27 protein-coding genes are annotated in these 24,247 nt (G+C 66.4%); 13 read left to right on the top strand and 14 right to left on the bottom strand.

Features of this window, described 5'->3' with window-relative positions; all coding sequences use genetic code 11:
• Positions 1–111: 111 nt before the first annotated feature.
• The 5 genes from ACSU1G_RS26695 to ACSU1G_RS26715 are packed head-to-tail and all read left to right on the top strand — an operon-like array spanning position 112 to position 4,846.
• Entirely contained in the window at positions 112–873 is a 762-nt protein-coding gene (locus tag ACSU1G_RS26695) for an ABC transporter ATP-binding protein (protein WP_439283336.1), read from the top strand.
• A complete protein-coding gene (locus tag ACSU1G_RS26700) occupies positions 870–1,607 on the top strand; it encodes an ABC transporter ATP-binding protein (RefSeq protein WP_439283338.1) in 738 nt (245 codons plus the stop codon). Before ACSU1G_RS26695 ends, ACSU1G_RS26700 begins: the two co-directional genes overlap by 4 nt.
• Positions 1,607–2,485 carry a branched-chain amino acid ABC transporter permease gene (locus ACSU1G_RS26705; RefSeq protein WP_439283340.1) on the top strand — a complete coding sequence of 293 codons (879 nt, stop codon included), beginning with the start codon at positions 1,607–1,609 and terminating at the stop codon, positions 2,483–2,485. Before ACSU1G_RS26700 ends, ACSU1G_RS26705 begins: the two co-directional genes overlap by 1 nt.
• Complete coding sequence (locus tag ACSU1G_RS26710; protein ID WP_439283342.1) at positions 2,482–3,666, top strand: ABC transporter permease subunit; 1,185 nt, start codon at positions 2,482–2,484, stop codon at positions 3,664–3,666. Before ACSU1G_RS26705 ends, ACSU1G_RS26710 begins: the two co-directional genes overlap by 4 nt.
• Positions 3,563–4,846: an ABC transporter substrate-binding protein gene (locus tag ACSU1G_RS26715; protein ID WP_439283343.1), complete on the top strand. Its 1,284-nt coding sequence runs from the start codon at positions 3,563–3,565 to the stop codon at positions 4,844–4,846. The genes ACSU1G_RS26710 and ACSU1G_RS26715 overlap by 104 nt, the downstream gene beginning before the upstream one ends.
• A gap of 107 nt (positions 4,847–4,953) precedes the next feature.
• Here the strand turns inward: ACSU1G_RS26715 and ACSU1G_RS26720 are convergent, their stop codons facing one another.
• Entirely contained in the window at positions 4,954–5,949 is a 996-nt protein-coding gene (locus tag ACSU1G_RS26720) for a hypothetical protein (protein ID WP_439283345.1), read from the bottom strand.
• A gap of 144 nt (positions 5,950–6,093) precedes the next feature.
• Here ACSU1G_RS26720 and ACSU1G_RS26725 point away from each other — a divergent pair, with 144 nt between their 5' ends.
• Positions 6,094–7,002, top strand: coding sequence for a helix-turn-helix domain-containing protein (locus ACSU1G_RS26725; protein ID WP_439283347.1), 909 nt, complete (start codon positions 6,094–6,096; stop codon positions 7,000–7,002).
• Here ACSU1G_RS26725 and ACSU1G_RS26730 read toward each other — a convergent pair.
• From ACSU1G_RS26730 to ACSU1G_RS26750, 5 genes are all read right to left on the bottom strand, one after another.
• The gene (locus ACSU1G_RS26730; protein WP_439283639.1) at positions 6,968–8,542 is read right to left on the bottom strand and encodes an AMP-binding protein; all 1,575 of its coding nucleotides are present in this window, start codon (positions 8,540–8,542) and stop codon (positions 6,968–6,970) included. The genes ACSU1G_RS26725 and ACSU1G_RS26730 overlap by 35 nt on opposite strands.
• A 43-nt stretch (positions 8,543–8,585) precedes the next feature.
• Complete coding sequence (locus tag ACSU1G_RS26735) at positions 8,586–9,800, bottom strand: acyl-CoA dehydrogenase family protein (RefSeq protein WP_439283349.1); 1,215 nt, start codon at positions 9,798–9,800, stop codon at positions 8,586–8,588.
• A complete protein-coding gene (locus ACSU1G_RS26740; protein WP_439283351.1) occupies positions 9,800–10,849 on the bottom strand; it encodes a phosphotransferase family protein in 1,050 nt (349 codons plus the stop codon). The genes ACSU1G_RS26735 and ACSU1G_RS26740 overlap by 1 nt, the downstream gene beginning before the upstream one ends.
• A gap of 237 nt (positions 10,850–11,086) precedes the next feature.
• Positions 11,087–11,497, bottom strand: coding sequence for an acyl-CoA thioesterase (locus ACSU1G_RS26745; protein WP_439283353.1), 411 nt, complete (start codon positions 11,495–11,497; stop codon positions 11,087–11,089).
• Positions 11,498–11,575: 78 nt separating this feature from the next.
• On the bottom strand, positions 11,576–12,241 hold the full coding sequence (locus tag ACSU1G_RS26750; RefSeq protein ID WP_439283355.1) for a QsdR family transcriptional regulator: 666 nt from the start codon (positions 12,239–12,241) through the stop codon (positions 11,576–11,578).
• Between the two features lie 112 nt (positions 12,242–12,353).
• On the opposite strand from ACSU1G_RS26750, the gene ACSU1G_RS26755 reads away from it, so the two are divergent.
• Positions 12,354–13,601, top strand: a complete 1,248-nt coding sequence (locus ACSU1G_RS26755) for an acyl-CoA dehydrogenase family protein (protein ID WP_439283356.1) — start codon at positions 12,354–12,356, stop codon at positions 13,599–13,601.
• A 36-nt stretch (positions 13,602–13,637) separates the two neighbouring features.
• On the top strand, positions 13,638–14,861 hold the full coding sequence (locus tag ACSU1G_RS26760; protein ID WP_439283358.1) for an acetyl-CoA C-acetyltransferase: 1,224 nt from the start codon (positions 13,638–13,640) through the stop codon (positions 14,859–14,861).
• 29 nt (positions 14,862–14,890) lie between these two features.
• On the opposite strand, the gene ACSU1G_RS26765 is transcribed toward ACSU1G_RS26760, so the two are convergent.
• Both ACSU1G_RS26765 and relB read right to left on the bottom strand, forming a co-directional pair.
• Positions 14,891–15,151, bottom strand: coding sequence for a type II toxin-antitoxin system RelE family toxin (locus tag ACSU1G_RS26765; protein ID WP_439283360.1), 261 nt, complete (start codon positions 15,149–15,151; stop codon positions 14,891–14,893).
• Positions 15,152–15,184: 33 nt separating this feature from the next.
• Positions 15,185–15,418, bottom strand: coding sequence for a type II toxin-antitoxin system RelB family antitoxin (gene relB / locus ACSU1G_RS26770; protein WP_439283362.1), 234 nt, complete (start codon positions 15,416–15,418; stop codon positions 15,185–15,187).
• Between the two features lie 54 nt (positions 15,419–15,472).
• Here relB and ACSU1G_RS26775 point away from each other — a divergent pair, with 54 nt between their 5' ends.
• Complete coding sequence (locus ACSU1G_RS26775) at positions 15,473–15,730, top strand: type II toxin-antitoxin system Phd/YefM family antitoxin (RefSeq protein ID WP_439283363.1); 258 nt, start codon at positions 15,473–15,475, stop codon at positions 15,728–15,730.
• Between the two features lie 18 nt (positions 15,731–15,748).
• Here the strand turns inward: ACSU1G_RS26775 and ACSU1G_RS26780 are convergent, their stop codons facing one another.
• On the bottom strand, positions 15,749–16,204 hold the full coding sequence (locus ACSU1G_RS26780; protein ID WP_439283365.1) for a MaoC family dehydratase: 456 nt from the start codon (positions 16,202–16,204) through the stop codon (positions 15,749–15,751).
• The gene (locus tag ACSU1G_RS26785) at positions 16,201–16,950 is read right to left on the bottom strand and encodes an SDR family oxidoreductase (protein WP_439283367.1); all 750 of its coding nucleotides are present in this window, start codon (positions 16,948–16,950) and stop codon (positions 16,201–16,203) included. The genes ACSU1G_RS26780 and ACSU1G_RS26785 overlap by 4 nt, the downstream gene beginning before the upstream one ends.
• 96 nt (positions 16,951–17,046) lie before the next feature.
• On the opposite strand from ACSU1G_RS26785, the gene ACSU1G_RS26790 reads away from it, so the two are divergent.
• Complete coding sequence (locus tag ACSU1G_RS26790; protein WP_439283368.1) at positions 17,047–17,469, top strand: NUDIX hydrolase; 423 nt, start codon at positions 17,047–17,049, stop codon at positions 17,467–17,469.
• Positions 17,470–17,502: 33 nt separating this feature from the next.
• On the opposite strand, the gene ACSU1G_RS26795 is transcribed toward ACSU1G_RS26790, so the two are convergent.
• Genes ACSU1G_RS26795 through ACSU1G_RS26805 form a run of 3 tightly spaced genes read right to left on the bottom strand, consistent with a single transcriptional unit; the run spans position 17,503 to position 21,392 of the window.
• Positions 17,503–20,397 (bottom strand): BTAD domain-containing putative transcriptional regulator, encoded by a 2,895-nt coding sequence (locus tag ACSU1G_RS26795; RefSeq protein ID WP_439283370.1) that lies wholly within the window; start codon positions 20,395–20,397, stop codon positions 17,503–17,505.
• Between the two features lie 12 nt (positions 20,398–20,409).
• Positions 20,410–20,898 (bottom strand): aminoacyl-tRNA deacylase, encoded by a 489-nt coding sequence (locus tag ACSU1G_RS26800; RefSeq protein ID WP_439283371.1) that lies wholly within the window; start codon positions 20,896–20,898, stop codon positions 20,410–20,412.
• Positions 20,895–21,392, bottom strand: coding sequence for a DNA helicase (locus ACSU1G_RS26805; protein ID WP_439283373.1), 498 nt, complete (start codon positions 21,390–21,392; stop codon positions 20,895–20,897). Before ACSU1G_RS26805 ends, ACSU1G_RS26800 begins: the two co-directional genes overlap by 4 nt.
• 107 nt (positions 21,393–21,499) lie before the next feature.
• On the opposite strand from ACSU1G_RS26805, the gene ACSU1G_RS26810 reads away from it, so the two are divergent.
• Both ACSU1G_RS26810 and ACSU1G_RS26815 read left to right on the top strand, forming a co-directional pair.
• A complete protein-coding gene (locus ACSU1G_RS26810) occupies positions 21,500–22,057 on the top strand; it encodes a peptidylprolyl isomerase (RefSeq protein WP_439283375.1) in 558 nt (185 codons plus the stop codon).
• A 174-nt stretch (positions 22,058–22,231) separates the two neighbouring features.
• The gene (locus ACSU1G_RS26815) at positions 22,232–22,969 is read left to right on the top strand and encodes a rhomboid family intramembrane serine protease (protein ID WP_439283377.1); all 738 of its coding nucleotides are present in this window, start codon (positions 22,232–22,234) and stop codon (positions 22,967–22,969) included.
• Positions 22,970–23,124: 155 nt separating this feature from the next.
• On the opposite strand, the gene ACSU1G_RS26820 is transcribed toward ACSU1G_RS26815, so the two are convergent.
• Positions 23,125–23,364 carry a cell division protein CrgA gene (locus ACSU1G_RS26820; protein ID WP_439283379.1) on the bottom strand — a complete coding sequence of 80 codons (240 nt, stop codon included), beginning with the start codon at positions 23,362–23,364 and terminating at the stop codon, positions 23,125–23,127.
• 78 nt (positions 23,365–23,442) lie between these two features.
• On the opposite strand from ACSU1G_RS26820, the gene ACSU1G_RS26825 reads away from it, so the two are divergent.
• Entirely contained in the window at positions 23,443–24,237 is a 795-nt protein-coding gene (locus ACSU1G_RS26825) for a class E sortase (protein ID WP_439283380.1), read from the top strand.
• The last annotated feature ends 10 nt before the right edge of the window (positions 24,238–24,247 follow it).

Below are 24,247 nucleotides of genomic sequence, written 5' to 3' on the forward strand. Positions count from 1 at the left end.
ACGGGGGCACGGACATTCGAATATTTGTTCATCACAAGCCCGCAACAACTACATACCGCCCGGTCGGTTTCTGATGTAGAGTGATCAAACCAGCGACACGAAGAGGTGCCGATGTACCCGCACACCCTGCAATCCGACCAGCCGCCCGTCCGGCTCGACGTGAGCCATCTCACGGTGACCTTCGGGGGACTCACTGCGGTCGACGACGTCTCCTTCGACGTCCGGTCCGGCGAGATCGTCGCCCTCATCGGGCCGAATGGCGCGGGTAAGACGACGGTGTTCAACGCGATCTGCGGTCTCGTTCGCAACCGGGGGACCATCTCGCTCGACGGCCGTCCCGCGCCGCGACGCACGGCTCGCCTCATCGGGCAGGGACTGGCCCGCACGCTGCAGGGACTGGGACTGTTTCCCAGCCTGACGGTGCGTGAGAACGTCGGCGTTCCGCTATCTGGGCGACGGGATGCCGAGACCGCGGTGACCGCGCAGCTGGAAGCCCTTGACCTCACCGCGCTGGCTGATCGTCCGGTTGCGGCGCTCGCGTACCCCGACCGCAAGCGTGTCGCCCTCGCCAGGGCCCTCGTCTCAGAGCCCACCATGCTCTTGCTCGACGAGCCGGCCGGTGGCCTCGGCGCCGATGACATCGATGCACTCGCGGAGACGGTTCGCCGGGTGGCGGATGCAGGATGCGCCGTGCTGCTGGTCGAACACCACGTCGACTTCGTGATGGGGCTTGCCGATCGCATCGTGGTGCTGGACTTCGGCCGCGTTATCGCCCACGGGACGCCCGATGCGGTGCGTAACGACCCCCGCGTGGAAGAGGCCTACCTCGGCGTGAAGGCGGATGCTGCCGCACCAGAGGGAGCCAGTTCATGACCGAAACCACCACGCGCACCGGCGCCTCTCTCACCATCAGCAGTCTCACCGTCGGCTACGGCGGCGCACCCGTTCTGCACGACGTCAGCATCGACCTTCGCCCCGGTGAGGTGGTCGCGCTGCTCGGCGCCAACGGTGCGGGCAAGACCACCCTGCTGCGCACCCTCGCGGGGCTCGTGCCCGCGGCATCCGGTTCCATCACGCTGGACGGAACCGATCTCGGATCCGTGCGCACCGAGGACCGCGCGCGCCGCGGACTTGCGCTGGTTCCTGAAGGGCAGAGCGTCGTCGCCGAACTCACCGTCGAGGAGAACCTCCGCCTCGGCGCCCTGTGGCGTCATCGCGGTGCCGCCCGCGAGCGCGCGATAAATGGCATCTACGAGATGTTCGAGCCGCTCGCCCGTCGCCGTACCGCCGATGGGCATCAGCTCTCCGGCGGTGAGCGGCAGATGCTCGCCCTGGGCCGGGCGCTCATTTCTGAGCCCCGAGTCCTCGCGCTTGATGAGCCTTCGCTCGGCCTCGCGCCACTTGTGGTCGCACAGCTGATGAGCACCCTTCGTGATGCCGCAGAGCAGCGCGGAATCACCGTGCTCCTCGCCGAGCAGAACGTCACAGGAGCCCTCTCGATCGCCGACCGCGGCGTTGTGCTCGACCTCGGTCGCGTGGTGGCGGATGCTCCGGCATCCGAACTCGCCGGCGACGCCGCCCTCCGACACGCCTACCTGGGGTTCTGATGGATCGTCTCGCCTTCCTGCTCGCCACCGGCCTCGCCCGCGGCGCGATCTTTGCGCTGTTCGCGCTTTCGCTCGTGCTGATCTGGCGTGCTGCGCGCATCATCAACTTCGCGCAGGGCGCGATGGCGCTCGTCGCCACCTACGTCGCCTTCGCGGTCAGCGCGCTGACCGGCAACTACTTCGCCGGACTCGGCGCGGGGCTGATCGCCGGCGCAGTCGTCGGGCTCGTCATCGAACGCGGTGTGATGCGATTCGCCCCGCACGCCAGTCCGCTCACCGGTGTGATCGTCGCGATCGGCCTCGTCATGGTGCTGCAGTCGCTGCTCGGCATCCTGTTCGGACCGCAGTATCGTCCCATGGCGGCGCCGTTCGATGACGCACCCATCCTCGTCGGCGGCGTGCCGCTGCTCTCACCGAACGATCTGTTCATCCTGATCGTCGCGCTGGTCGTGATGGCCGCCCTTGCGCTCTTGTTCACCCGCACCTCACTCGGCCTGCAGTTGCGCGCAGCGGCATTCGCCCCCGAAGTGTCACGCGTGCTGGGGGTGCGGGTGAACAAGATGGTGACGATCGGATGGATGCTGTCGAGCGCCGTCGCCGCCCTCGCGGCGATCCTGCTGGTGCCGACCGAACTCGGATTGAACCCGCACTCCACCGACATGCTGTTCGTTTACGCCTTCGCGGTCGCGGTAGTTGGCGGCCTGGATTCGCCCGCCGGCGCGATGCTCGGCGGCCTCGTCGTGGGCGTCGCCATAACCCTCGTCACCGGCTACCTCGGCGCCACGGTCGCCCCGATCGGCGTGCTCGTGCTGCTCGTCGCGGTGCTGCTGTTGCGGCCAGGCGGAGTGTTCTCCCTACGAGAGGCGCGCAGCGCATGAACCGCATCCTGCCCTCCCTGCGCGGCCCAGGTCGCACGATCGTGTTCGGCGCGATCCTCACCATCCTCGCGATCGGTGGCACATTCCTGCTCGATCCGTACCGCAACTTCCAACTCGCCACGATCGCCGCCGCCTTCTGTACGGTTGCAGGACTCACACTGCTGGTCGGGCAGAGCGGACAGCTCTCCCTCGGCCACGCGGCCCTCATGGCCACCGGTGGCTACGGGTATGCGCTGTCTGCCAATGCTCTGACCGAGGCAGGCATCGCCGGTGCGCCGCGATTACTGCTCTCCCTCTTCGTCGCCATCCTCGCTGCCGGTGCTCTCGGTCTGCTGCTGGGGCTTGCCGCCGCCCGCCTCCGTGGGCCCTATCTCGCCGGTGTCACTCTGGCGCTCGTGATCGCGGTCCCCGCCGTCACCGCGGTGTTCTCCGGAGTGTTCCGCGGCGACCAGGGACTGCAGATCTCCTATGACGGGGTGCCGGAGGCGCTGAGCGCGATCATCGCCCTCGAGCAGTGGCAGGCGTGGGTCGCCGTCATCGTCGCCGGAGTCGTCGTCACGACGCTCACCGTACTTCGCGGAGGCTCGCTGGGGCTGCGGATGCGTGCCGTTCGCGATGACGAGACCGCGGCCCGCCTCAACGGTGTCGCCGCCGCGCAGGTGAAGGTCACCGCTTTCGTAGTGAGTGCGGTTGCGGCAGGTGCTGGCGGCGCGGTGCTCTGCTTCGTCACCCAGTCGGTGAGCCCTGGCGCCTACACTCTGGCGTTCTCGCTGCTGCTGCTGGTCGCGGCCGTGCTCGGTGGCCTCGGCAGCATCGGCGGTGCGGCGATCGGCTCCGCGCTGATCGTCATGCTGCCCTGGCTCATCGGCACCGCGACCTCGGCGCTTCCGCTGCCGACGGAGGTCGCGCAACGCCTTGCGGGCAACCTCCCCGTGCTCGTTTTCGGCGCACTTCTCATCATCACGATGCTCGTGCGGCCCGGCGGTCTCGCAAGTCTTCGCATCCGTTCTGCAATCTCCCGTACCAAGAACGATTCCGGTCCCAAGAAAGACTCCCACTCCAAGAAAGAGGCGTTACATGTCACAGCAATCACCGCTCCGGCGGATCGCGACTCTCGCCATGGCATCCGCCGTCGTGATCGCGCTCGCCGGTTGCAGCACTCCCGCCCCGGCCGATCCTGAGGCCGCCACCCCCGGTGTCACCGACGACACCGTCACGATCGGCACACACACGCCGCTCACGGGTCCCGCAGCTGCGGGCTACTCGTCCATCTCGGCCGCAGCCACCGCCTACTTCGCGTACCTGAACGATCAGGGCGGCATCAACGGGCGCGATATCGAGTACATCGTCAAGGATGACGGCTACAACCCCGCCACCACTTTGACGGTTGTGAGAGAACTTGTTCAGGAGGACGAGGTCTTCGCCATCGTGAACGGTCTGGGAACCGCGCCACACACGGCCGTGCTCGACTTCCTGAACCAGAACGAGGTGCCCGACCTGTTCGTCGCGTCCGGTTCCACGAACTGGAACCAGCCGGAGAAGTATCCGTTCACCTTCGGATTCAACGCCGACTACATCGTGGAATCGGCTGCGCTGGCGCAGTATGCCACCGACGAGTACCCCGACAAGAAGGTCTGTCTGCTCGGGCAGGACGATGACTTCGGCGACGAGATGATCGAGGGCGCCGAGCTCGTCCTCGGCGAGGGCGGGCTCACGCACGTCGAGCGTTACTCGACATCCAACCAGGACGTCACTGCGCAGATCGGAGCGCTCAAGGCCGCCGGCTGTGAGATCAACATCCTCGGCACAATCAATGGGTTCACGGCGCTCGCGCTGGGTACCGCTGCACAGCTGGGCTGGTTCCCGCAGTGGTTCTCGTCCTCCTCCGGTGCCGACTACCCGACCCTCATCGGCTACCTCGGTGAAGAAGTCGGCCCGCAGCTGCTGCAGGGATTCGTGGGGACGAACTACCTGCCCGCACTCGGTGGCGACAGTGACTGGGTGACGCTGTTCCAGACGGTCAACGACGAGTACAACAACGGCGCACCGTTCGACGGCAACACCATTTACGGGATGAGCGTCGCGTACCTGTTCGCTGAGGCATTGGCTGCCGCGGGTGAGAATCCGACACGCGAATCGCTGGTGGATGCTGTGCGCTCCGGTGACCTCGCCGGCAACGGCATCCTGCCCCTGTCGTTCAGTGACGACAGCCATGCCGCCTACCTCGGCGTCGGCATCAGCATTGTCGATCAGGGTGTGCAGGCCTACGTCGGCACGACGTACTCGGTCGAGGGTGGCAACGTCACCTCGGTCGAACCGGCGCCGGTGGCGCTCACCGCAGAGGGCGTGCCAGGGTCCTGACCTCACGTCCTCGCGAAGAGGCGGCCCGGATCTGGGGATCCGGGCCGCCTCTTCATCTCCAGGATCTCTGTCTCTAGGATCTCTGTCTCTACGACCGCCGCCGCCTACTACTTACCGGCGAGAGTGGCGGTCAACAGGTTGGGGTTGTCCTGGGTGACATAGGCGGCGCTGGGCACGTAGATCGTGTCGTCCTGCACGAGCACCGAGGTCGGATTGCTGAGCCCGTCATCTTCGGTGAGCACCGTGGTGCGCTCACCATTGGTCACCAGGACGACTTCACTGCTCGGATCGAGGGTTGCGACGATCTGATCTTCGCGTCCGGTGAAGGCGAAGTCATCGACGCCGACAAGATCCTCGGCTGCGACGGTAATCTCACCCGCAGCCCCGTCATCCTGAATGTCGATCTGGAGAATCGTCCCGGCGTCGAGATTTGAGACGTAGACGTCACCGCCGTGCAGCTGCACACCGTTCGCACCGAGGAAGCCGTCCTGAGCGAGAACAGCATCCGCCGACCAGGTCGACACGTCTCCGTCGAGCGTGATGCTGTAGATCGCAGAGAGGACCGAGTCTGCGGCCAGAAAACGGTCATGCTGCTCGTCAAAGGCCAGTCCGTTCGGCAGGCCGGCCGACGGAAGCAACGCGACCAGGTCAAACTCCCCGGCGGCGTCAAGCTTCCACAGGCCGGTAGTGTCTGCCTCCCCGGTTGCGTACAGCGCGTAGTACGCGTCGTCGACGAGCGCGAGGCCGGTCGCCAGCGGGAATCCGAGCACGGGGGTGGCCGTGCCTCCGCCGGCGGGGGCGGGGAGTGTGCCCAGGATGTCGACGTCGCCGGCGGCGGAGATCTCGGCAATCTGGCGGCTGGCCGCGAAGGTGACCGCCACTGCGTCGCCGGCGGCGCTCACGATGTTCTCGGGCAGCTGCCCGGCGGTGAGGTCGAAGGACGCAACGATGGTGGCGTCGGTCGCTGTGGAGAAGACTGCGGGTGAGGCGTCGGCAGGGGCCGCGTCGGCAGGTGCCGCTGGCACAGAGCAGGCGCTGAGCGTGAGTGCAGCCCCCACGGTGAGCAGGCCGAGACTGGCGGTGGCGAATCGTGTGGTGAACATGAGCGTGTACCTCTTTGGTTGGTGTCGGTGCGGGGGGATGCCCGAATCCCACTGTGCGACCGTGGCCGAGAACGGACCAGCCCGCCGTGTGGGTATCCCTGAGCGGGATACCCAGCCGTCGGCAGTCGCAGGCACAATGGGAGGATGACCGAGAAGAACGGGCTGGGGATGTTCCTGCGTGCGAGCCGCGCCAGGATCACGCCGGAACAGGCAGGGTTGACGCTGTATGGCGACAACCGCAGGGTGCAGGGACTGCGCCGCGAAGAACTCGCGGTGCTGGCCGGAGTCAGCTCCTCGTACTACACGCGTCTCGAGCAGGGCCAGGCAAACGGCGCTTCCGCCCAGGTGCTCAACTCGATCGCGGCAGCCCTGCTACTCACCGATGATGAGCGCGCGCACCTCCACGAGTTGGCCAGCCATCACGATGGGACTTTGCGCACGCGCGCCATTCGCGGCGTCGAAACGGCTGATCGGGCGCTCCTCGAACTGATCGACTCGATGCCTGACGTCCCGGCGATGGTGCTGGGGCGGCGCAGCGAGGTCCTCGCGTGGAATCGGCTCGGCCACGCGCTGCTCACTCCGCATCTCAGTTACGAGGCCCCGCAGCATCCGCGGTCGCGGCCTGTGCTCGCAGAGCTGGTCTTTCTCGACCCGGCGCTGAGGACCCTCTACGTGGATTGGCCAGCGAAGAGTCGTGCCGTCGTCGGTGACCTGCGGTTGGCCGTGGGCACGTATCCGGATGACACCGCATTGGCATCGCTGATCGGGATGCTGTCGATGAAGAGCCCCGAGTTCGCCCGGCTGTGGGCAGACAATCGGGTGCAGGCTCGCAACACCGCCGTCTACGAACTGCGCCATCCTCTGGTGGGCTCACTCACGGTGACGAAGCAGTCGCTGCAGTCACCAGGCTCGCATGCGCAGTTGCTGGTGACACACACCGCCCCCGCCGGTTCGGCATCGCGGGAGGGACTGGCGCTGCTGCACCATGTCGTTCCACCCCATGCCGTTCCGGGCATGCTCAGCGAGAGTACTGCTCCACCAGCTCACGCTTGAGTACCTTGCCGCTGCTGCCAAGTGGCAGCTCGGTGACCAGATGCACGACGCGCGGGTACTTGTAGGCGGCGATGTGTTCGCGCACGAACGCGATGACTTCGTCTGCATCCAAGGACACGCCCTCACGGGCCACGACCGCGGCGTGCACCTCCTGACCCTTGACGTCGTCGGCGATGCCGAACACGGCGGAGACAGCGACACCAGGATGCCGCGCGAGCACAGCCTCCACCTCGGTCGGATACACGTTGTAACCCGAGCGCACGATCATGTCCTTCTTGCGGTCGACGATCGTCAGCACACCATCGGCGTAGGTGCCGAGATCACCGGTGCGGAACCATCCGTCCACGACCGCGGCGGCCGAGGCCTCCGCACGCCCGAGATAGCCCTTGAAAAGGTTGTGTCCGCGCACGACGATCTCCCCGAGCGCCCCCGGTGAATCGTCGAGCACGGTGCGGTCATCGATCTCGGCATCCGCGATCGCCACATCGACGCCCCACAGTGTGCGCCCGACGGTGCCGGGGCGGATCGGCGTGCCGAGCGGGTTCGACGACACCGTCGGCGCGGTCTCGGTGAGGCCATACCCTTCATGCACGTCCGCGCCATAGGCATCATGGAATGCCTCCAACACGGCGACCGGCAGCGCGGCCCCACCCGAGACGGCGAACCGCAGCGGTGGGCGTTCTGCCGAGCGGCGAGCAGCTTCCAGCATCCCGACGTACATGGTCGGCACGGCGGTGAAAACGGTCGCCTGGTGCGTCATCATCAGCGCGAGCGCCTCATCCGGGTCGAAGCGCGGCAGCAGAATCACCGCAGCGCCGACCCGGAACGCGATGTTCATCACCGCGGTCTGCCCGAATGTGTGAAACAGCGGCAGGCCGCCGAAGACGGTGTCGGACGCGCGGATGTCGAAGGCATCGATGAGAGTGCAGTGCACCTGCTCGATGATCGACAGGTGGCTGCCGACCGCGCCCTTCGGCGTGCCGGTGGTTCCGCTTGTGTAGAGGATCGTCGCAGGATCCAGTGGTCCGGTCGCGACATGTCGCACGATCGGCTCGGATGCCGCGGCCTCCAGTTCCAGGCGGGGAAGCTCGATACCGGCATCCGCAGGAAGCAGCACGGTGGTCAGCGGCACGCCCGCCTGCTGCGCGGCAGGGACAGCCTCGCCGAGCATAGGGGCGGCGACCACGAGCAGATCCGCCTCGGCATCGCGCAGTACGTAGGCGATCTCCTCCGATTTGAACAGCAGATGCACCGGCACCGCGATCGCGCCGAGCGACAGCACCGCGTAGTACACGCGGGCGAAGTCGGGCACGTTCGGGATCAGCATCGCCACCCGGTCGCCCTTGCCGATGCCCCGATCACGCAGCGCCCCGGCATACGCACGCGTCTGGTCCCACAGATCGCGGTAGGTGGTTGCGGTGCCAGCGAAGTGCACGGCCGTGCGGTCGGCATGCCGGACGGCTGATTCGGCGAGGATGGCGGCGACCGACAGTGTCGGAAAGCCGGGGCCGTCGATGGCGGGGTCAGCGGTGTGGGTCATCATGTCTCCTTTGACGTGAATATTTGAGATGAACAGGGCTCGATCAGAGGCGCAGTTGCGCGCGCCCGAGGCTCGACAGGTGCACCTCATCAGGGCCGTCGGCGATCCGCAGCGAGCGGATGCCGGCATACAGCTCGGCGAGCGGAGTATCACCCGATACGCCGGCACCTCCGTGCACCTGGATGGCGCGGTCGATGATCGTCTGCACTGCGCGCGGCACCGCGATCTTGATCGCTTGGATCTCCGTCGACGCCTGCCGGTTGCCCACGGTGTCCATCAGCCAGGCGGTCTTCAGCACGAGCAGGCGCAGGGCCTCCAGCTGGATGCGCGACTCGGCCACCCACTCACGGATCACGCCCTGCTCGGCCAGCGTGCGACCGAAAGCATGCCGTTCATTGGCGCGCGTGATCAGCAGTGAGAGGGCACGCTCACCCATGCCGAGGGCGCGCATGCAGTGGTGGATGCGACCGGGGCCGAGACGCGCCTGCGCGATCGCGAAACCGCCGCCCTCCTCTCCGATCAGGTTCGCAGCCGGCACACGCACGTCATCGAAGACGACCTCGGCGTGGCCACCATGATCGCGGTCGTCGTACCCGAACACCGTCAGCGGGCGCACGATCTGCACCCCAGGAGTGTCCCGCGGCACCAGGACCATCGACTGCTGGCGGTGGCGCGCAGCATCCGGATCCGTCTTTCCCATCACGATGAAGATCGCGGCATCCGGATTCATCGCGCCCGTCGACCACCACTTGCGTCCGGTGATGATGTACTCATCACCCTCACGGCGGATGCTCGTGCCGATGTTCGTGGCGTCGCTGGATGCGGCATCCGGCTCCGTCATGCAGAACGCACTGCGGATCTCGGCGTTCAGCAGCGGGGTGAGCCACTGCTGCTTCTGTTCGGGAGTGCCGAAGTCGTTCAGCACCTCCATGTTGCCGGTGTCGGGGGCCGCGCAGTTGAATGCGACGGGAGCGAGCCGGGGGCTCCATCCGGTCAACTCAGCCACCTGCGCGTACTGCAGGTTCGTGAGCCCTGCGCCTCCCGTCGCTGCGGCCTCGCCCGGCAGGAACAGGTTCCACAGTCCGCGTGCGCGTGCCTTCTGCTGCAGCTCGCGAACGATCGGGCGGAACGACCACTCGCCCGGCATCGCTGCGAGCTGCGCATCGAGGGTGGCCTCGGCGGGGAACACCTCCTCGTCGAGGAAGGCGCGCACCTGCGCGGTGATCTCGGTGGTTCGTGTATCCGGAGCAAAGTCCATCAGTGCACCTGCAGCCCTTTCCTTGCGAGCGGCTCGACGAGCCCGCCCATGCGTTCGAAACCTTCGCCGACGGTGTCGCCTGCGCGAAAGCGGTAGTGGATGCCTTCGAGGATGACGGCGAGTTTGTACGCGGCGAAGGCGCGGTACCAGCTGAGGTTCGGCAGCGTGATGCCGGCGTGCGCCGCGTATGCGTCGGCGAGCTCGTCGAAACCGGGGTAGCCGGCCGACGGATCGACGGCACTCGGCACTGCTCCGCCGCCACCGGGGAGGTCGGCGATGTCCCAGTACAGCGCGAAGATGCCGAGGTCGACGAGCGGATCGCCGAGTGTGGCCATCTCCCAGTCCAGGATCGCGGAGATGTGCGGATGCTCGCGCGGGCCGTCGACGAGGGCATTGTCGAGGCGGTAGTCGCCGTGCACGATGCCGGTGCGCGCAGTCTCGGGTACGCCGCCGGCGAGAGTCTCCTGCAGACGGTCGAGATCGGGGGTCGCACGCGAACGTGAGGCGTCGAGCTGTCTGCGCCAGGTCGCGAGCTGACGTGCCAGGTAGCCGTCGGGGCGGCCGAAGTCACCCAGGCCGACTTGCGCTGGGTCGACGGCGTGCAGGTCGGCGAGATGTCGCACGAGCTCAAGGCTCAGCGCGTGCAGCCCGTTGGGGGAGTAGTCGGCGTTCTGCGCAAGGGATGCCAGCACTCGGCCCGGCGCGCGCTCCATCAGGAAGAACGGGCTGCCGGTGATGGCTCCGCCGGTGTCATCGACGAGATCCACCGCCACCGGAACCGGAATCGGTGTGGATGCCAGGGCAGAGATCACGCGGTGCTCTCGCCCCATGTCGTGCGCGCTGGAGAGCACGTGTCCGAGCGGAGGACGGCGCAGGATCAGCGGAATCGTCGCCCCGTCGATGGCGTAAGTGAGGTTGCTGCGGCCGCCGGCAATGACCTCGGCGCGCAGGCCGTCACCTGTGGAAAGCTGCGCAGGCGCGAGTTCAGGGTGGGTGGTGGCCAGCCATGCGGTCAGCGCCGTCACGTCGAGCCCGGGTACCTCAGGCATCTGTGCCCGCCTTCCTGCAGCTCTGCGATGAGCCGTCATGAATACCATACCGGATGGTCGGTATGTCCACGACTACTCCTTGCGCGGCCATTCCTTGCACGGATGCAGGGAGATCGTACGCCTGCAGGGCGAAACGCCGGTGAATGGCCGTGCATCCGTTCATCGGCCCTGCATGTGTGCGGGCCTGGCGGGCCTGGCGGGCTCGGCGGGACGTGCGGGCGGATTCGACGTGTGGGCTCAGTGCGCGGGGACGATCTGCGACTCGATCGCCTCTCGGATGGATGCCGGAACTGGTGTGGGCTTTCGGGTCGCGGCATCCACGAACACGTGCACGAAGCGACCCGTCGCGATCTGCTCATCTCCGAGCAGGATGCCCAGCTTCCACGTGATGCTCGTGGTGCCCAGGCGCTCGATCCCGATGCCGACCGCGAGGGGATCAGGAAACGACGCTGAGGCGTGGAACTCGCACGAGGATGCTGCGCACAGCGCGATCGCGTCGCCTTGGGGATCGAGGCCGCCTTCCCTGATCATCCAGGTGTTCACGGCGGTATCCATTGCCAGGTAGTAGACGGTGTTGTTGATGTGGCCGTACTGGTCGTTGTCGTTCCACCGCGTCGGGAACGGCTCGTGCACACGAAAGGTCGTCATGGTCTGCTCCTTGAGAGGTCGCGAGTGGGGGCGGGTGCCGGCGAGTTCTGGTGAGTTCTGGCGAGTGACGGGGAAGCCTCAGGCGTCGACGCGCAGCAGCAGTCGGAAGGCGATGCGGGCACGCGCGGCGCTGGGCTGGTCGCCGGAGATCAGGTCGGCGTAGGTGAACGACTCCGACATCCGCACCAGCAGGTAGGCGAGTCCGGCCGGATCGATCGCGCCGCCCAGCGGTTCATCGCCGATTTCGCGACGCACCAGCCACTCGGCGGTCGCGACGTAGCGGCGCTGAATGGGACTCTCCTTGGTGGTGAGCAACCGCAGCGCGCGGGCGGGCTCGCGACGAAGAAACTGGCGGAAGTAGTCGGCCGTGATCAGGTCATCGACGAAATGCGTGAGGATGCTGGCGATGCGCTCGCCACCGCTCAGCGCGGCGGCCGCATGCTCAGCGTGTATGAGTGTGGGGACGGCGAGTGACCAGAGCACTTCGCCGAGCAGGGCATCGCGGTTGCCGACCCAGCGAAACAGCGAGGTGCGCTCGACGCCGAGTGAGGTGGCGAGGCTGCCCATGTCGATGCGATGACCGGCGATGAAGCTCTCCCGTGCCGCATCGAAGGCCCGCCGCGCATCGGTGTGCGTGCTCAGGCGATCGGATAACCAGGACGGTGCCGCGATTAGGCCAGAGTCGGCGATCGTCACTGCAGTCGTGGTCTTGGCGACAGCGTGGGTGGCGGCGGTGCTGGTCATGCCAGAACTCTACCCGCGCAACACTCGGCAAATGCAACGTTTCCAAATATGTTGTGCAACATTCTTGAAAATGATGCATACTCGATCGTGATCACCGACGATCGGAGACACAATGACGTCCACCCTGAGCCCGTCCACCCTGCCCACACCCACGCCGAACCCGACTGCACTGACGGATGCCCCGCGCGCTGCGCTGCTGGCTGCCGACTTCTACGAGTTCCAGACCCGACTCACCGACACCGAGCAGCGGGCGCTGACGTCGATTCGCGCGTTCCTCGACACTGAGGTGCGACCGTTCGCCGATGACCATTGGGAGCGCGCGGAGAGCCCGCGCCACCTGGTGCCGCGAATCGCGGAGCTGGGCCTGTACGGCAACGCATTCCCGGAGACCTGGCAGTTCGAGAACAGCGCGGTCTTCCGCGGGTGGGTGGCGATGGAGATCTCCCGCGCCGACCCGTCGACGGCCACCTTCATCGGTGTGCACAGCGGCCTGGCGATGACTGCGATCTGGGTCGGTGGCTCCGACGAGCAGAAGGCCGAATGGCTGCCCACACTCGCCGCCGGCGAACTGGTCGCGGCATTCGGTCTCACCGAACCTGACCACGGCTCCGACACGGCCAAGGGGCTGGAGACCACGGCGGAGCGCCGCGGTGATGAATGGGTGCTGAACGGCGCGAAACGATGGATCGGCAACGGCGCCTTCGCCGATCTCGTCGTCATTTGGGCGCGCGACGTCGCCGACGACCAGGTGAAGGGGTTCCTCGTACGCACGCCAGCGATCGGATTCACCGGCACCAAGATCGAGCGCAAGCAGTCGCTGCGCGCAGTCGAGAATGCCGACATCGTGCTCGAGAACGTCGTCGTGCTGGAAAGCGATCGGCTGCAGAAGATCGACGGCTTCCGCGACCTCGCGGTGGTGCTGCGCCTCACTCGTGGCGATGTCGCGTGGCAGGCGCTCGGTGTCGCAGTGGGTGCCTACGAGGCATCCGTCGAATATGCCAAGACTCGTATTCAGTTTGGCAAGCCGATCGCGTCGTTCCAGCTCGTGCAGCAGAAGCTCGCCGACTCGCTCGCCGACATCACGGCATCCATCGCGATGTGCATGCGCGTCTCGCAGTTGCAGGATGAGGGCGCGCAGCGCGATCATCACTCCGCGATGGCGAAGGCATTCGTGACGAAGCGGATGCGTGAGGTCGTGGCCCGCAGTCGCGAGATCTGCGGCGGAAACGGCATCCAGCTCGATCACGGCGTCGCACGGTACTTTGCCGACGCCGAGGCCGTTTACACGTTCGAGGGCACCTACGACATGAACTCGCTCATCGTGGGGCGTGCCATCACTGGCATCCCCGCCTTCGTCTGACTCATCACCCACACGCGCACACCCACAGGAGATCTCATGCCCGAGGCATACATCGTCGCCACCGCCCGCTCCCCGATCGGCCGTGCCGGAAAGGGATCGCTCACCTCGCTGCGCGGTGACGATCTCGCCGCGCGCATGGTGCAGGCCGCGCTCGACAAGGTGCCGGGCCTGGATCCGACTCGCATCAATGACCTGCTGCTCGGCACCGGGCAGCCGGCCGGCGAGCAGGGGTTCAACATCGCCCGCATCGTCTCAGTACTGCTGGGGCTGGACACCGTGCCAGGCACCACGGTGAATCGCTACTGCTCATCGTCGCTGCAGACCACCAGGATGGCATTTCACGCGATCAAGGCCGGCGAGGGCGATGTCTTCGTCTCGGCCGGCGTCGAGATGGTCAGCCGGTACGTACACGGCGCTGCGGATGCCTCGCCAGGGCATGTAATCGAGAACCCGGTGTTCGGTGCGGCCGGCGAGCGATCGACGGGACGCGCGGCGGCCGGGACTCCGGCATGGACCGACCCTCGCCTCGGCGGCGCGCTTCCTGACCCCTACATCGCGATGGGGCAAACGGCCGAAAACGTGGCCCAGGTGCATGGCATCACCCGCGACGAGCAGGATGCCTTCGCCGCACGGTCGCAGCAGCGGGCCGAGGCCGCGATCGCCTCGGGATTCTGGGCACGGGACATAACGCCGGTGACCCTTGCCGACGGCACGGTGGTCTCGGCCGACGACGGGCCTCGTGCCGGGGTGACGGCCGAGACGCTCGCGGGACTGCAGCCGGTGTTCCGCCCGGACGGCACGGTCACCGCGGGCAACTGCTGCGCGCTCAATGATGGGGCAGCGGCCGTGGTCATCGTGTCGGATCGCGTCGTCGACGAGCTGGGGCTCGAGCCGCTGGCGCGGATCGTCTCGACCGGGGTGAGCGCTCTGTCGCCAGAGATCATGGGGCTGGGGCCCGTTGAATCCTCGCGACGCGCGCTCGCCCTGGCGGGACTCAGCATCTCAGACATCGACCTGGTCGAGATCAACGAGGCTTTCGCGGCACAGGTAATTCCTTCGGCGCGTGAGCTCGGCATCGACGAGGGGCGTCTGAACGTGCACGGCGGGGCGATCGCCGTCGGGCATCCGTTCGGCATGACCGGTGCGCGCATCACCTCGACGCTGCTCAACGGCCTCGCCGTGACCGGTGGCCGCTACGGGCTCGAGACAATGTGTGTCGGCGGCGGCCAGGGCATGGCGATGGTGCTCGAGCGGGTGTGAGGTGATTCGAGCGGGAGGCCGGCTGGCAGTCAGTCGTAGATATCGCCGCGGTGCCCAAGGTCGAGGGCGACAATGACGACCTGGCCGCGGTTGATATCAAGGATGACGCGGTAGTCTCCCACGCGATAGCGCCACAGCCCGATCATCGGACCGCTGAGTGCTTTGCATGAGACGGCGGGGTCTTCGAGCGAGGCGAGCCGGACAAGCCCGTCTCGCACACGACGCGCGACTTGCTTGTCGAGCTTGCGCATTGCCTTCTCAGCACGAGGCGATAATTCAATGCTCCACACGGCTCAACCCCGACTCGCAACTAGCGAAGTTGCTCAGTCGAGTTCGAGTTCTGTCGCAACCTCGTCGAGGGAGCGGGTGCGAACTTCGCCTCGGCGAATCGCCTCAGCCTCCGTGCGGAGTGCGTAGGCATACTCGATGTCGGCGAGATGCTCGGCGACAGCTTCACGCACGTAAAAAGCAGCGGGGCGTCCCGTTGCTTCGGCGAGGGCATCCAGCCGAGCCTTGATCTCCTCTGGGAGTCGCACACTGAGAACGCCTGTAGACATGTTTACAGTCTCGCACACTTCCGTGCACGCGTCTCAGGGCGTATACCTGCAGGTATGACTGAGATCACCCTCACCGATGCTCGTGATCGCCTCGCCTTCGTGGTCGATCAGTCGCGACGTGAGCCCGTCTATCTGACTCGGGGTAACGTGCGAGTCGCCGTCGTCGTCGATACGGACTCACTTGCTCGACTCCTCAGTGACGCGGAAGAGCTCGCCGACATCCGCGCGGTGGATGCGGCGTGGGATGAGACTGACCGGCTCGGCGAGACGCCGATTCCGTGGAAGGACGTCACGCGTGAAGTCGGTCTGTGAGGCCGGTAGCTCCTGCTCCTACGCCGGGATGAACAGCGCGACCGTCTCGGCGACCAACGCCGGACGCTCAGAGTCCTCGATCTCGACCGTCGTACGCATCCCCACACGCCAGCCCTGCGCGCCGCCTTCGGCAGAAGTGACCTCGGTGACCGCGCGCACGCGGGATCCGGCCGTCACCGGCTGCAGGAAGCGCACCTTGTCGAGACCGTAGTTCACGACCATGGCGGCACCGTCGACCTGCAGCAGTCCTTCGGTGAGGCGCGGCAGCAGGGAGAGGGTGAGATAGCCGTGCGCGATGGTGGCGCCGAACGGACCGGAGGCCGCACGCTCAGGGTCAAGATGAATCCACTGCCAGTCTTCGGTGGCATCCGCGAACGCCTGGATGCGTGCCTGGTCGATCGTGAACCAGTCGCCGGTGGCGCTGTGTCCGATCGCTCCGACGAGCTCTGAGGGGTGCCCGGCGACGATGCTCATGATGCCGGCCCGCCTGCCACGTACAGCACCTGACCGGATACGAAGCCGGCCTGCTCGGAGATGAAGAAGGACGCCGCGGCAGCGATGTCTTCGGGCTGTCCCGCACGACCCACGGGGATCTCCTTCGCCATATGCTCAACGAAATCGTCGAAGCCGACACCCACGCGCTCGGCGGTCGAGCGGGTCATATCGGTGACGATGAAGCCGGGTGCGATCGCGTTGGCAGTGACCCCGTAACGACCCAGCTCGATGGCAAGGGTCTTCGTGAAGCCCTGCATCCCGGCCTTTGCCGCCGCGTAGTTCGCCTGGCCGCGGTTGCCGAGCGCCGAGGTGCTCGACAGGTTCACGACCCGACCCCAACCCGCGTCGACCTGATGTTTCTGCACTGCCCTGCTCATCAGGAATGCGCCGCGCAGGTGCACCGAGATGACGGAGTCCCAGTCATCCTCGGTCATCTTGAACAACAGGTTGTCGCGGATGATCCCGGCGTTGTTCACCAGGATTGTCGGTGCGCCGAGCTCGACGGCGATCAGGTCGACGGCCGCGGTGACCGCGGCGGCATCGGCGACATCCGCACCGACAGCGATGGCGCGGCCGCCCGCATCGGTGATGATCTGCACGGTGTCGGCGCAGGCGGCTTCATTCAGATCGAGCACGGCGACGGCGTGACCGTCGGAAGCAAGGCGAATGGCCGTCGCGGCGCCGATGCCGCGGGCGGCTCCTGTGACGATGGCGGTGCGGGTCATGGAGTGTCCTTTCGGTGGGGATAATCGCCATCATACCGACCGGGCGGTATGTAATCTAGTGTCGTGCGATCTTGGCGCCCCACTAGTGTGAGTCCCATGGATCTGCGGGTCGCAGCGTACGCGGTCGTCACCGACGACGAGGGCAAGGTGCTGCTGGCGCGCTGGACCGAGGGGCGCCGCGTCGCGTGGACGATGCCCGGTGGCGGGCTCGAAGCCGGTGAAGATCCAGAGGACGCTGTGCGCCGAGAGGTCCGTGAAGAGACCGGCTACACGGTGCACGTGCAGGAACTGCTCGGTGTGCATTCCCGAGTCATTCCTGCTGGTCGTCGGGTGAAGAAGGCCAACGTGCCGCTGCACACGCTGCGCATCGTCTACCGCGCGAAAATCTCTGGCGGCAAGCTGCGCTTTGAAGAGGATGGCTCGACCGACATGGCCGGCTGGTTCACCGTTCCCGCTGTCGCAGAACTGCAGCGCGTGAAGCTCGTCGACATCGCCCTGCGCATGGCCGAGGTTATCTGAGCCGGATGGTGCCGTTCGGGCGGGCCGTTCTTGTCAGGCGGTGCCGTACTGCTCGCGCAACCGCTGTGCGTGCGCCCCGGCCACCGCAGCTTCCGGTTCGTGCCCGACACGCGTGAGCACGAACACCTTGGCCTCCTGCAGCTGGATCTCGGCGAGCACGATGCCATCGCGGTGTGCGCGCGTCAGACCCTCGTCGAGCAGACGGCGCGATCCCTGCGGGTCGGTGTCGACGATCGACCGCGCGCGCCAGGCGAGTGCCAGCGCGATCAGCTCCGTTTCTCGGGTGCGTCGGGCAAGCTTCAACGCGGTTTCGAGGATGGCCGCCGCTCGGATGCCATCATCACGGACGAGCGCTGCCCGGCCCAGTACCAGGGTGGCGTAAGCCTCAATCACCAGATTGGCATGCTCGCGCGCAGCCTCAATCGATTGATTGGCCAACGCGGCTGCGCGGTCGACATCGCCGCTTTCGATCGCCCACTCGGCGAGATGGCACGCGCTGTACGCCAGCCTCGACCGTCGGCCCTGCGCGAGGTCCACCTCGTACCGCTCCACCAAGATCGGCTCGGCTTCATCGAACCGGCCCAGCTCGGTGAGCGTGGTGCCGATATTGCTGTCCGCGACGCGGATGCGTTCGGCATCATCGAGCTCAACAGCGAGGGCGCGCGCCTCCCGATACAGGTCGAGGGCTTCCTGTTGCCGGCCCACCACCGCCAGCAGTACTCCGAGATTGTTCGCGATGACCGCGCGGGTCGCGGGATCTTGGGCGCGCTCGGCCAATTCGCGTGCGTGCAGCAGCTGTTCGATCCCGTCCTGCGGCCGGCCGCGTCGATGCGCAGCGATGCCGATCGCCCCGATCGCGCGCGCTCTCGCAGAAAGATCCCCCAGGCGATCCGCCGCTGCGAGCGCACTCGCAAGCAGCCGATCCAGCAGGTCGTGAGCGGACGCCCGGAGCAAGACGAGATAGAGGCTTTGCGACAGCTCTACAACGGTGAGATCGCAGCTCACCGGCAGATGGGATGCGGTGTCGACAATGAGTGGCAGCGCGTGCAGGAGCCAGTCCCGCGCCGCATCCGAATCATCGAACTCGTCGGTTTCCGTACCGGTCTCCCACGCGTCGCGCGCAGCGCTGCTGCGCGCGAGCAGATCGTCGGCAAGCCCGATCAGCATGTGCTCCCGGTTGTCGTTCTCAAGCTCGCCTGCGCAGTCGCGGGCGTAGGCCGCGAGCAGGTCGTGCTGGTGCACCCACCCGTCCTCGAGGGTCGCGAGATGCGCGCGCACGAGCGCGTCGACGCCTCGGCGGGCCCGCGCAGTGTCGAATCCGGTCAACGCCTGGATGCCGGTGAGGTCGATCGTTGCGCTTGGCTGCACGCCGAGAGCGCGGAAGATGGCCGCCGCATCGTTGGGGAGTGCACGGTACGACCAGGAGAGCACGGTTCGTGCGCTGCCGGCGGGCTCGCCGAGCTCGAGCCGGTCGAGCGTCTCGCCGGTGGGCGCGGAGACCAGCGTGTGCAGCGCGGTCGGATCCTCGCGGACGAGCTCGCCGGCGACCCGCAGCGTCAGCGGCAGGCGGCCGCAACGGTCGGCGAGATCGAGCCACGCGGTGTCGGACTCTGAGGCGGCGCCCGGCGCATCGCGCGATGCCTTGCGCAGCAGCGTCACACTCTCGGCAGCGCCCAGCCCGCCGAGTTCGACGCGCAGCGCGTCGAACTCGGCGGTAAGCCCGCTCAGACTGTCGCGACTGGTCACCAGCGCGAGGCAGCTCGGGCCACTTGGTAGCAGTGGGCGCACCTGCTCGGCCGAGCGCGCATTGTCGAGCACGACCAGCACAGATCGGTGGGCAAGGATGCTGCGGAAGGTGGCGGTGCGCTCGCGGATGTCGCGGAGGCCGCTGGGATCTGCGCCGAGCGCGCGGATGAAGCCGTCGAGAACGGCATCCGGGCGTAGTGGTGTGGTCTCGCTGTAGCCCTGCAGGTCGACGAAGAGTTGTCCGTCGGTGAAGGCATCGCGGTGCCGTGACGCCCAGGTGACTGCCAGTGCACTTTTGCCGACCCCTGGCGGCCCGCTCAAGACGGCGAGGGTTCCGGACGCCATACCGTCAAGTACGTCGAGTTGTGTGAGCTCCGTCTCGCGGCCGATCAGGGGTCCTGCGGGCGGCAGCTGCGCGGGCGTCGGACCCGACTGGATCGACGCGATCGCATCCGAGCCGGTGAGCACCGCCTGCTGGATGCTCTGGAGCGCACCGGACGGCTCGATGCCCAACTCGTCGACGAGGGTGTCGCGCGTGATCCGGTAGACCTCGAGAGCATCCTGCGACCTGCCCGACTGGTGCAGCGCCGACATCAGCAAACCCTGCAGTTGCTCGCGAAGCGGGTGTTGCTGGGCTGCCCTGCGCAGGTCGAAAAGCACGTCGAGGTGGCGACCCTCGTCGATCTCCGCGGCGAAGAAGGCCTCGGCGACATCGATCCGCAGTGCATCGAGCAGTGCCGACTCGTCACGGCACGGCGGCGCATCGGCACCGGCGAAGGCGACACCACCCCATGGTTCCGACCAGGTGTCAAGCGCCGCGCGTGCGGCGGCGCTACGGCCCGGCGTACCGGGTGTGAGCGCGAGCGCGGAGTGTGCCGCGCGCTCGAACCGCAGCGAATCGACAGCATCAGGCGCCGCCTGCAGTCGGTAGCCGCCCTGCTCGCCGACGATCAGCTCGGGCTCTGCGAGTTCGAGGCGCAGTCGGTGGATGTGCAGGTGGAGCCGCTGCTGTGCGTTGGCGACCGGCTCACCCCACAGAGCCTCAGCGAGCGCGTCATACCCCACGAGCTCGCCCGGGCGGGTGAGTAATACGGCTAACAGTTGTTGCCGGAGCTTTCCGCTCGGTCGCCGCCAGACACCGCCCGAACTGAATGACACCGGCCCGAGCACGCGGAATTGCATGACCTCGCCCTTTCAGCCGCGAGGCTGCTCAGGAACTGAGATGTCGGCAACCGTTGCGCCGTACGCGGCGATCAGCGCATCCGCGTCGACGAACAGGCTGAAGCCATGCGAACCTGCGCCCATGGCGACCTGCTGGCCGACGATCGACTCATCGGCGTAGATCGGCCAGTCGGTGGTGCTGCCGATCGGAACGATGGTGCCGCGCGCGTAACCGGTCGCGGCCAGGGCCAGCTCGGGTTCGGGCAGGCGCAGCTTGTTCACGCCGACCAGAGCGCGCAGCTTCGGCCACGAGATCGAGCGCCCGCCCGGCACCAGCGCGAACAGGTATGTGTTGTCTGCGCGCTTGACGACGAGCGTCTTCACGATGCCGGACGGGTCGATGCCGAGCAGCGAGGCAGCCTCGTGCAGGCTGTTCGCCTCTGGTCGTTCGCGGATCTCGATGTCAAGACCACGGGCCGCCGCAGCTTCCCTCACCCGCGAATGCAGGTCAGGTGAACTCACGCGTCCGGTGCGGAAAGCGGGTCGTCAGCAACCCAGAGCTCATCGTCGGTGCGCAGCGCCTGCCACGCGGCGTAGAGCACACCAGCAGCTGCAGCGACACCGAGGATGACGGCGATGACCGATCCGAGGCCGGGGCCGTTCTTCACGGGAGCTGCGGGCTGGTGCGAGAACGACAGGCCCTGACGCTTCGCGTTCGCGACATCCCACGCCGACAGCGCGGTGCCGACGACGCCGCCGACGATCGGGACAACCTTGTCGTCCATCACCTGGCGGCCGATCTTGATTCCGCGATCGACGGTCGGTGCGACACGACGGTTGTAGGTGTCCTGCACGACAGGAAGAACCTGCTCGCGGCCGACGTTGCCAAGCTGGCGACCAGCTTCACGGGCGACGTCTGCTGCATGACCGACGAGTACCTGCTGGGATTCCCAGAGTTCCGTGGCGTCGTTCTGCAGACGGCGCAGTTCCTTCTTGCGCTTGCGGGTGAGGCTCACAATGTTCTCCTGCCGAGTTGGAGTACGGGGTTCCCCATCTTGCCAGACGAGTCTGGATGCAGGGGGAGAATCGACCATCTCATATGAAGCTCTGCGAGAATGTAGTCATGGCTCAGCACTCTCACATTGCAACTCTGCACACCAACCACGGCGATATCGTCGTCAACCTCTTCGGCGACCACGCTCCGAAGACGGTCAAGAACTTCGTCGGACTCTCCGACGGCACCCAGGACTGGACGAACCCCGCCACCAACAAGCCGGGCGAGGGCGCACTGTACAAGGACGTCATCTTCCACCGCATCATCCCGAACTTCATGATCCAGGGCGGCGACCCGCTCGGTCAGGGCGTCGGCGGCCCCGGCTACAACTTCGACGACGAGATCAACATGGAGCTCAACTTCAGCGAGCCCTACATCCTCGCCATGGCGAACGCCGGCCTTCGTCGCAACGCGATCACCGGAAAGCCTGAGGGCACGAACGGCTCGCAGTTCTTCATCACCACCGATCCGACCCCGTGGTTGCAGGGCAAGCACACGATCTTCGGCGAGGTTGCCGACGACGCCTCCCGGAAGGTCGTCGACGCGATCGCCGCTGTTCCCACCGCCGCTGGTGATCGCCCGGTCAAAGACGTCGTCCTGCAGTCGGTCGACATCGTCGCCGTCTGATCACGTCAGCTCTGGCCGATCCGGATGACTTCGCCTGAATTCGCGAACAATCGCGAGAATTACTGCTATCGCCATCCGGATCGGCAGAGCTTCGTGCTCTGTCAGCGGTGCATGCGCACCGTCTGCCCCGAGTGTCAGACTCAGGCGCCCGTCGGCGTCATCTGCCCGGAGTGCATGAAAGAGCAGCGCACCAACCGCACCCCCGCGCAGAAGCGTGCCCAGCGGCAGTGGGGTCGCCGCTCCACAGTCTCGATGGCCACCGTTCAATCCGGCAATCCGGTCATGACCTACAGCATCATCGGTGTCACCGCATTCGTCGGCCTGCTGCAACTGGTACCCGGTCTGAACATCACCGGACTGTTCCAGTTCTGGGTGGGCTACCTCTTCCCTGAACTTTCCGGTGCGCCCTTCCAGCCCTGGCGTCTGATCACCGCGGCGCTCGTGCACAGCGGAATCTGGCACATCGCTCTGAACATGCTTGCGCTCTGGATGCTCGGACGCAGCCTCGAGCCCATGCTGGGCCGCTGGCGCTTCCTCGCCCTGTACGTGCTCGGCGCACTCGGTGGTTCGGTCGCGGTCGCTCTGATCGCGCCGGACACGGCGACGATCGGCGCATCCGGCGCGGTCTTCGCCCTATTCGGTGCCCTTTTGGTGATCGGCCTGCATCTCGGTGCCAACATGACCGGGCTGTTCGTCCTGCTCGGCATCAACCTCGTGATCGGATTCGTGCCGGGCTTCAACATCGCGTGGCAGGCGCACCTCGGTGGTGCCGTTGTCGGCGCACTGGTCGGACTCATCGTCCTGCGCACGCGCAAGCGCTCGCAGCGGCGCTGGCAGATTCTGCTGCTGATCGCCCTCGCCGTGATTCTGCTCGCAGCCGTCTTCATCGTGCCGCCGTTGATTCTGACCTGATCAGAAGTTGTTAACAGGGTTTTCCACCCCTGTGAATAACAAGCGTGTAATTCTCCCCAGGCTGTGGATAACTCTGGGGATAACTTCTGGGCATGCGAAAGGCCCCTCGCCGAGCTTCACAGCGAGGGGCCTTTTCAGAAAACTGGGTGCGGGGCTCAGCGCCAGCGCGTGGTCATGAGGAAGCCGATCATCGCGATGCCGAGGCCGATGGCAAGGTTCCATGAATCGATGCCGGGAATGGGGAACTGCATCCCTGAGACGTAGAACACGAGAATCCACGCCAGGCCCAGCAGCATGAAGCCCAGCATCACCGGCTTGAACCACACGGCATTCGGGGCCTGTTCGCCTTCCGCGCGCTCAACAACGGGTTCTTCGCTCTTACGGTCACGTGCCATGGGGTCATTCTACCCAAGACGGTCCGGTTTGCAGTTTTCACGGGTTTCCGTTCACCCGCGGGGGATAAGATCGCCCCTATGACTGCCTCCGCCGCGCCGCTGACCAGGCGTGCCCGGCGTCAGCGCAGGCGCCCTCCCGCCACCGTCACCAGTGTGCTCGGCGAGCTTCTGCTGACGGCGGGAGTGGTCGTGCTGCTGTTCGTCGCCTGGCAGATGTGGATCGGCGACCTCATCATCAGTGCACAGAGCAACAGCCAGGGCCAGGAGATCACGCAGGAGTGGGAGCAGTTGCCCGTTCCGGAGCTGCCGCCAGTCATCGAAGACGAAGAGACTGGTGCCCTCTGGTACGAACCGCCGCTTCTGGAGCATCCGGGCAGCGGTCAGTCTCTCGCACAGATGCGCATTCCTCGCTTCGGCGACGACTACAACGTCACCATCGCGGGCGGAACCAGCCGTTCCGTCACCCTCGATAACGGTTGGATCGGTGTCTACGATCAGTCCGTGATGCCGGGGCAGGTCGGCAACTTCTCGGTCGCCGGTCACCGGACGACCTGGGGCTTTCCGCTGAACCGCATGGACAAGCTCCGCCTGAATGACGCCATCGTGATCGAGACGCAGGAGGGCTGGTACACCTACCGGTTCCGCACGCTGGAATACGTCCAGCCGAACGAGGTCGATGTGCTTTTGGATGTTCCCCAGGTTCCCGGTGTCGCCACGGGGGAGCGATACCTGACACTGACCGCCTGTTCCCCCCTTTACTCGCTGGCCGAGCGCATCGTTGGTTACTCCGTATTCGAAGGCTTCCAGCCTCGCGCCGAGGGGGCGCCAGAATCAATGGCATCCGTCGACGAAGTCGCATCCCTGTCATGGTGAGGAAGATCTG

It is taken from the genome of Microbacterium sp. A93 (assembly GCF_051842835.1).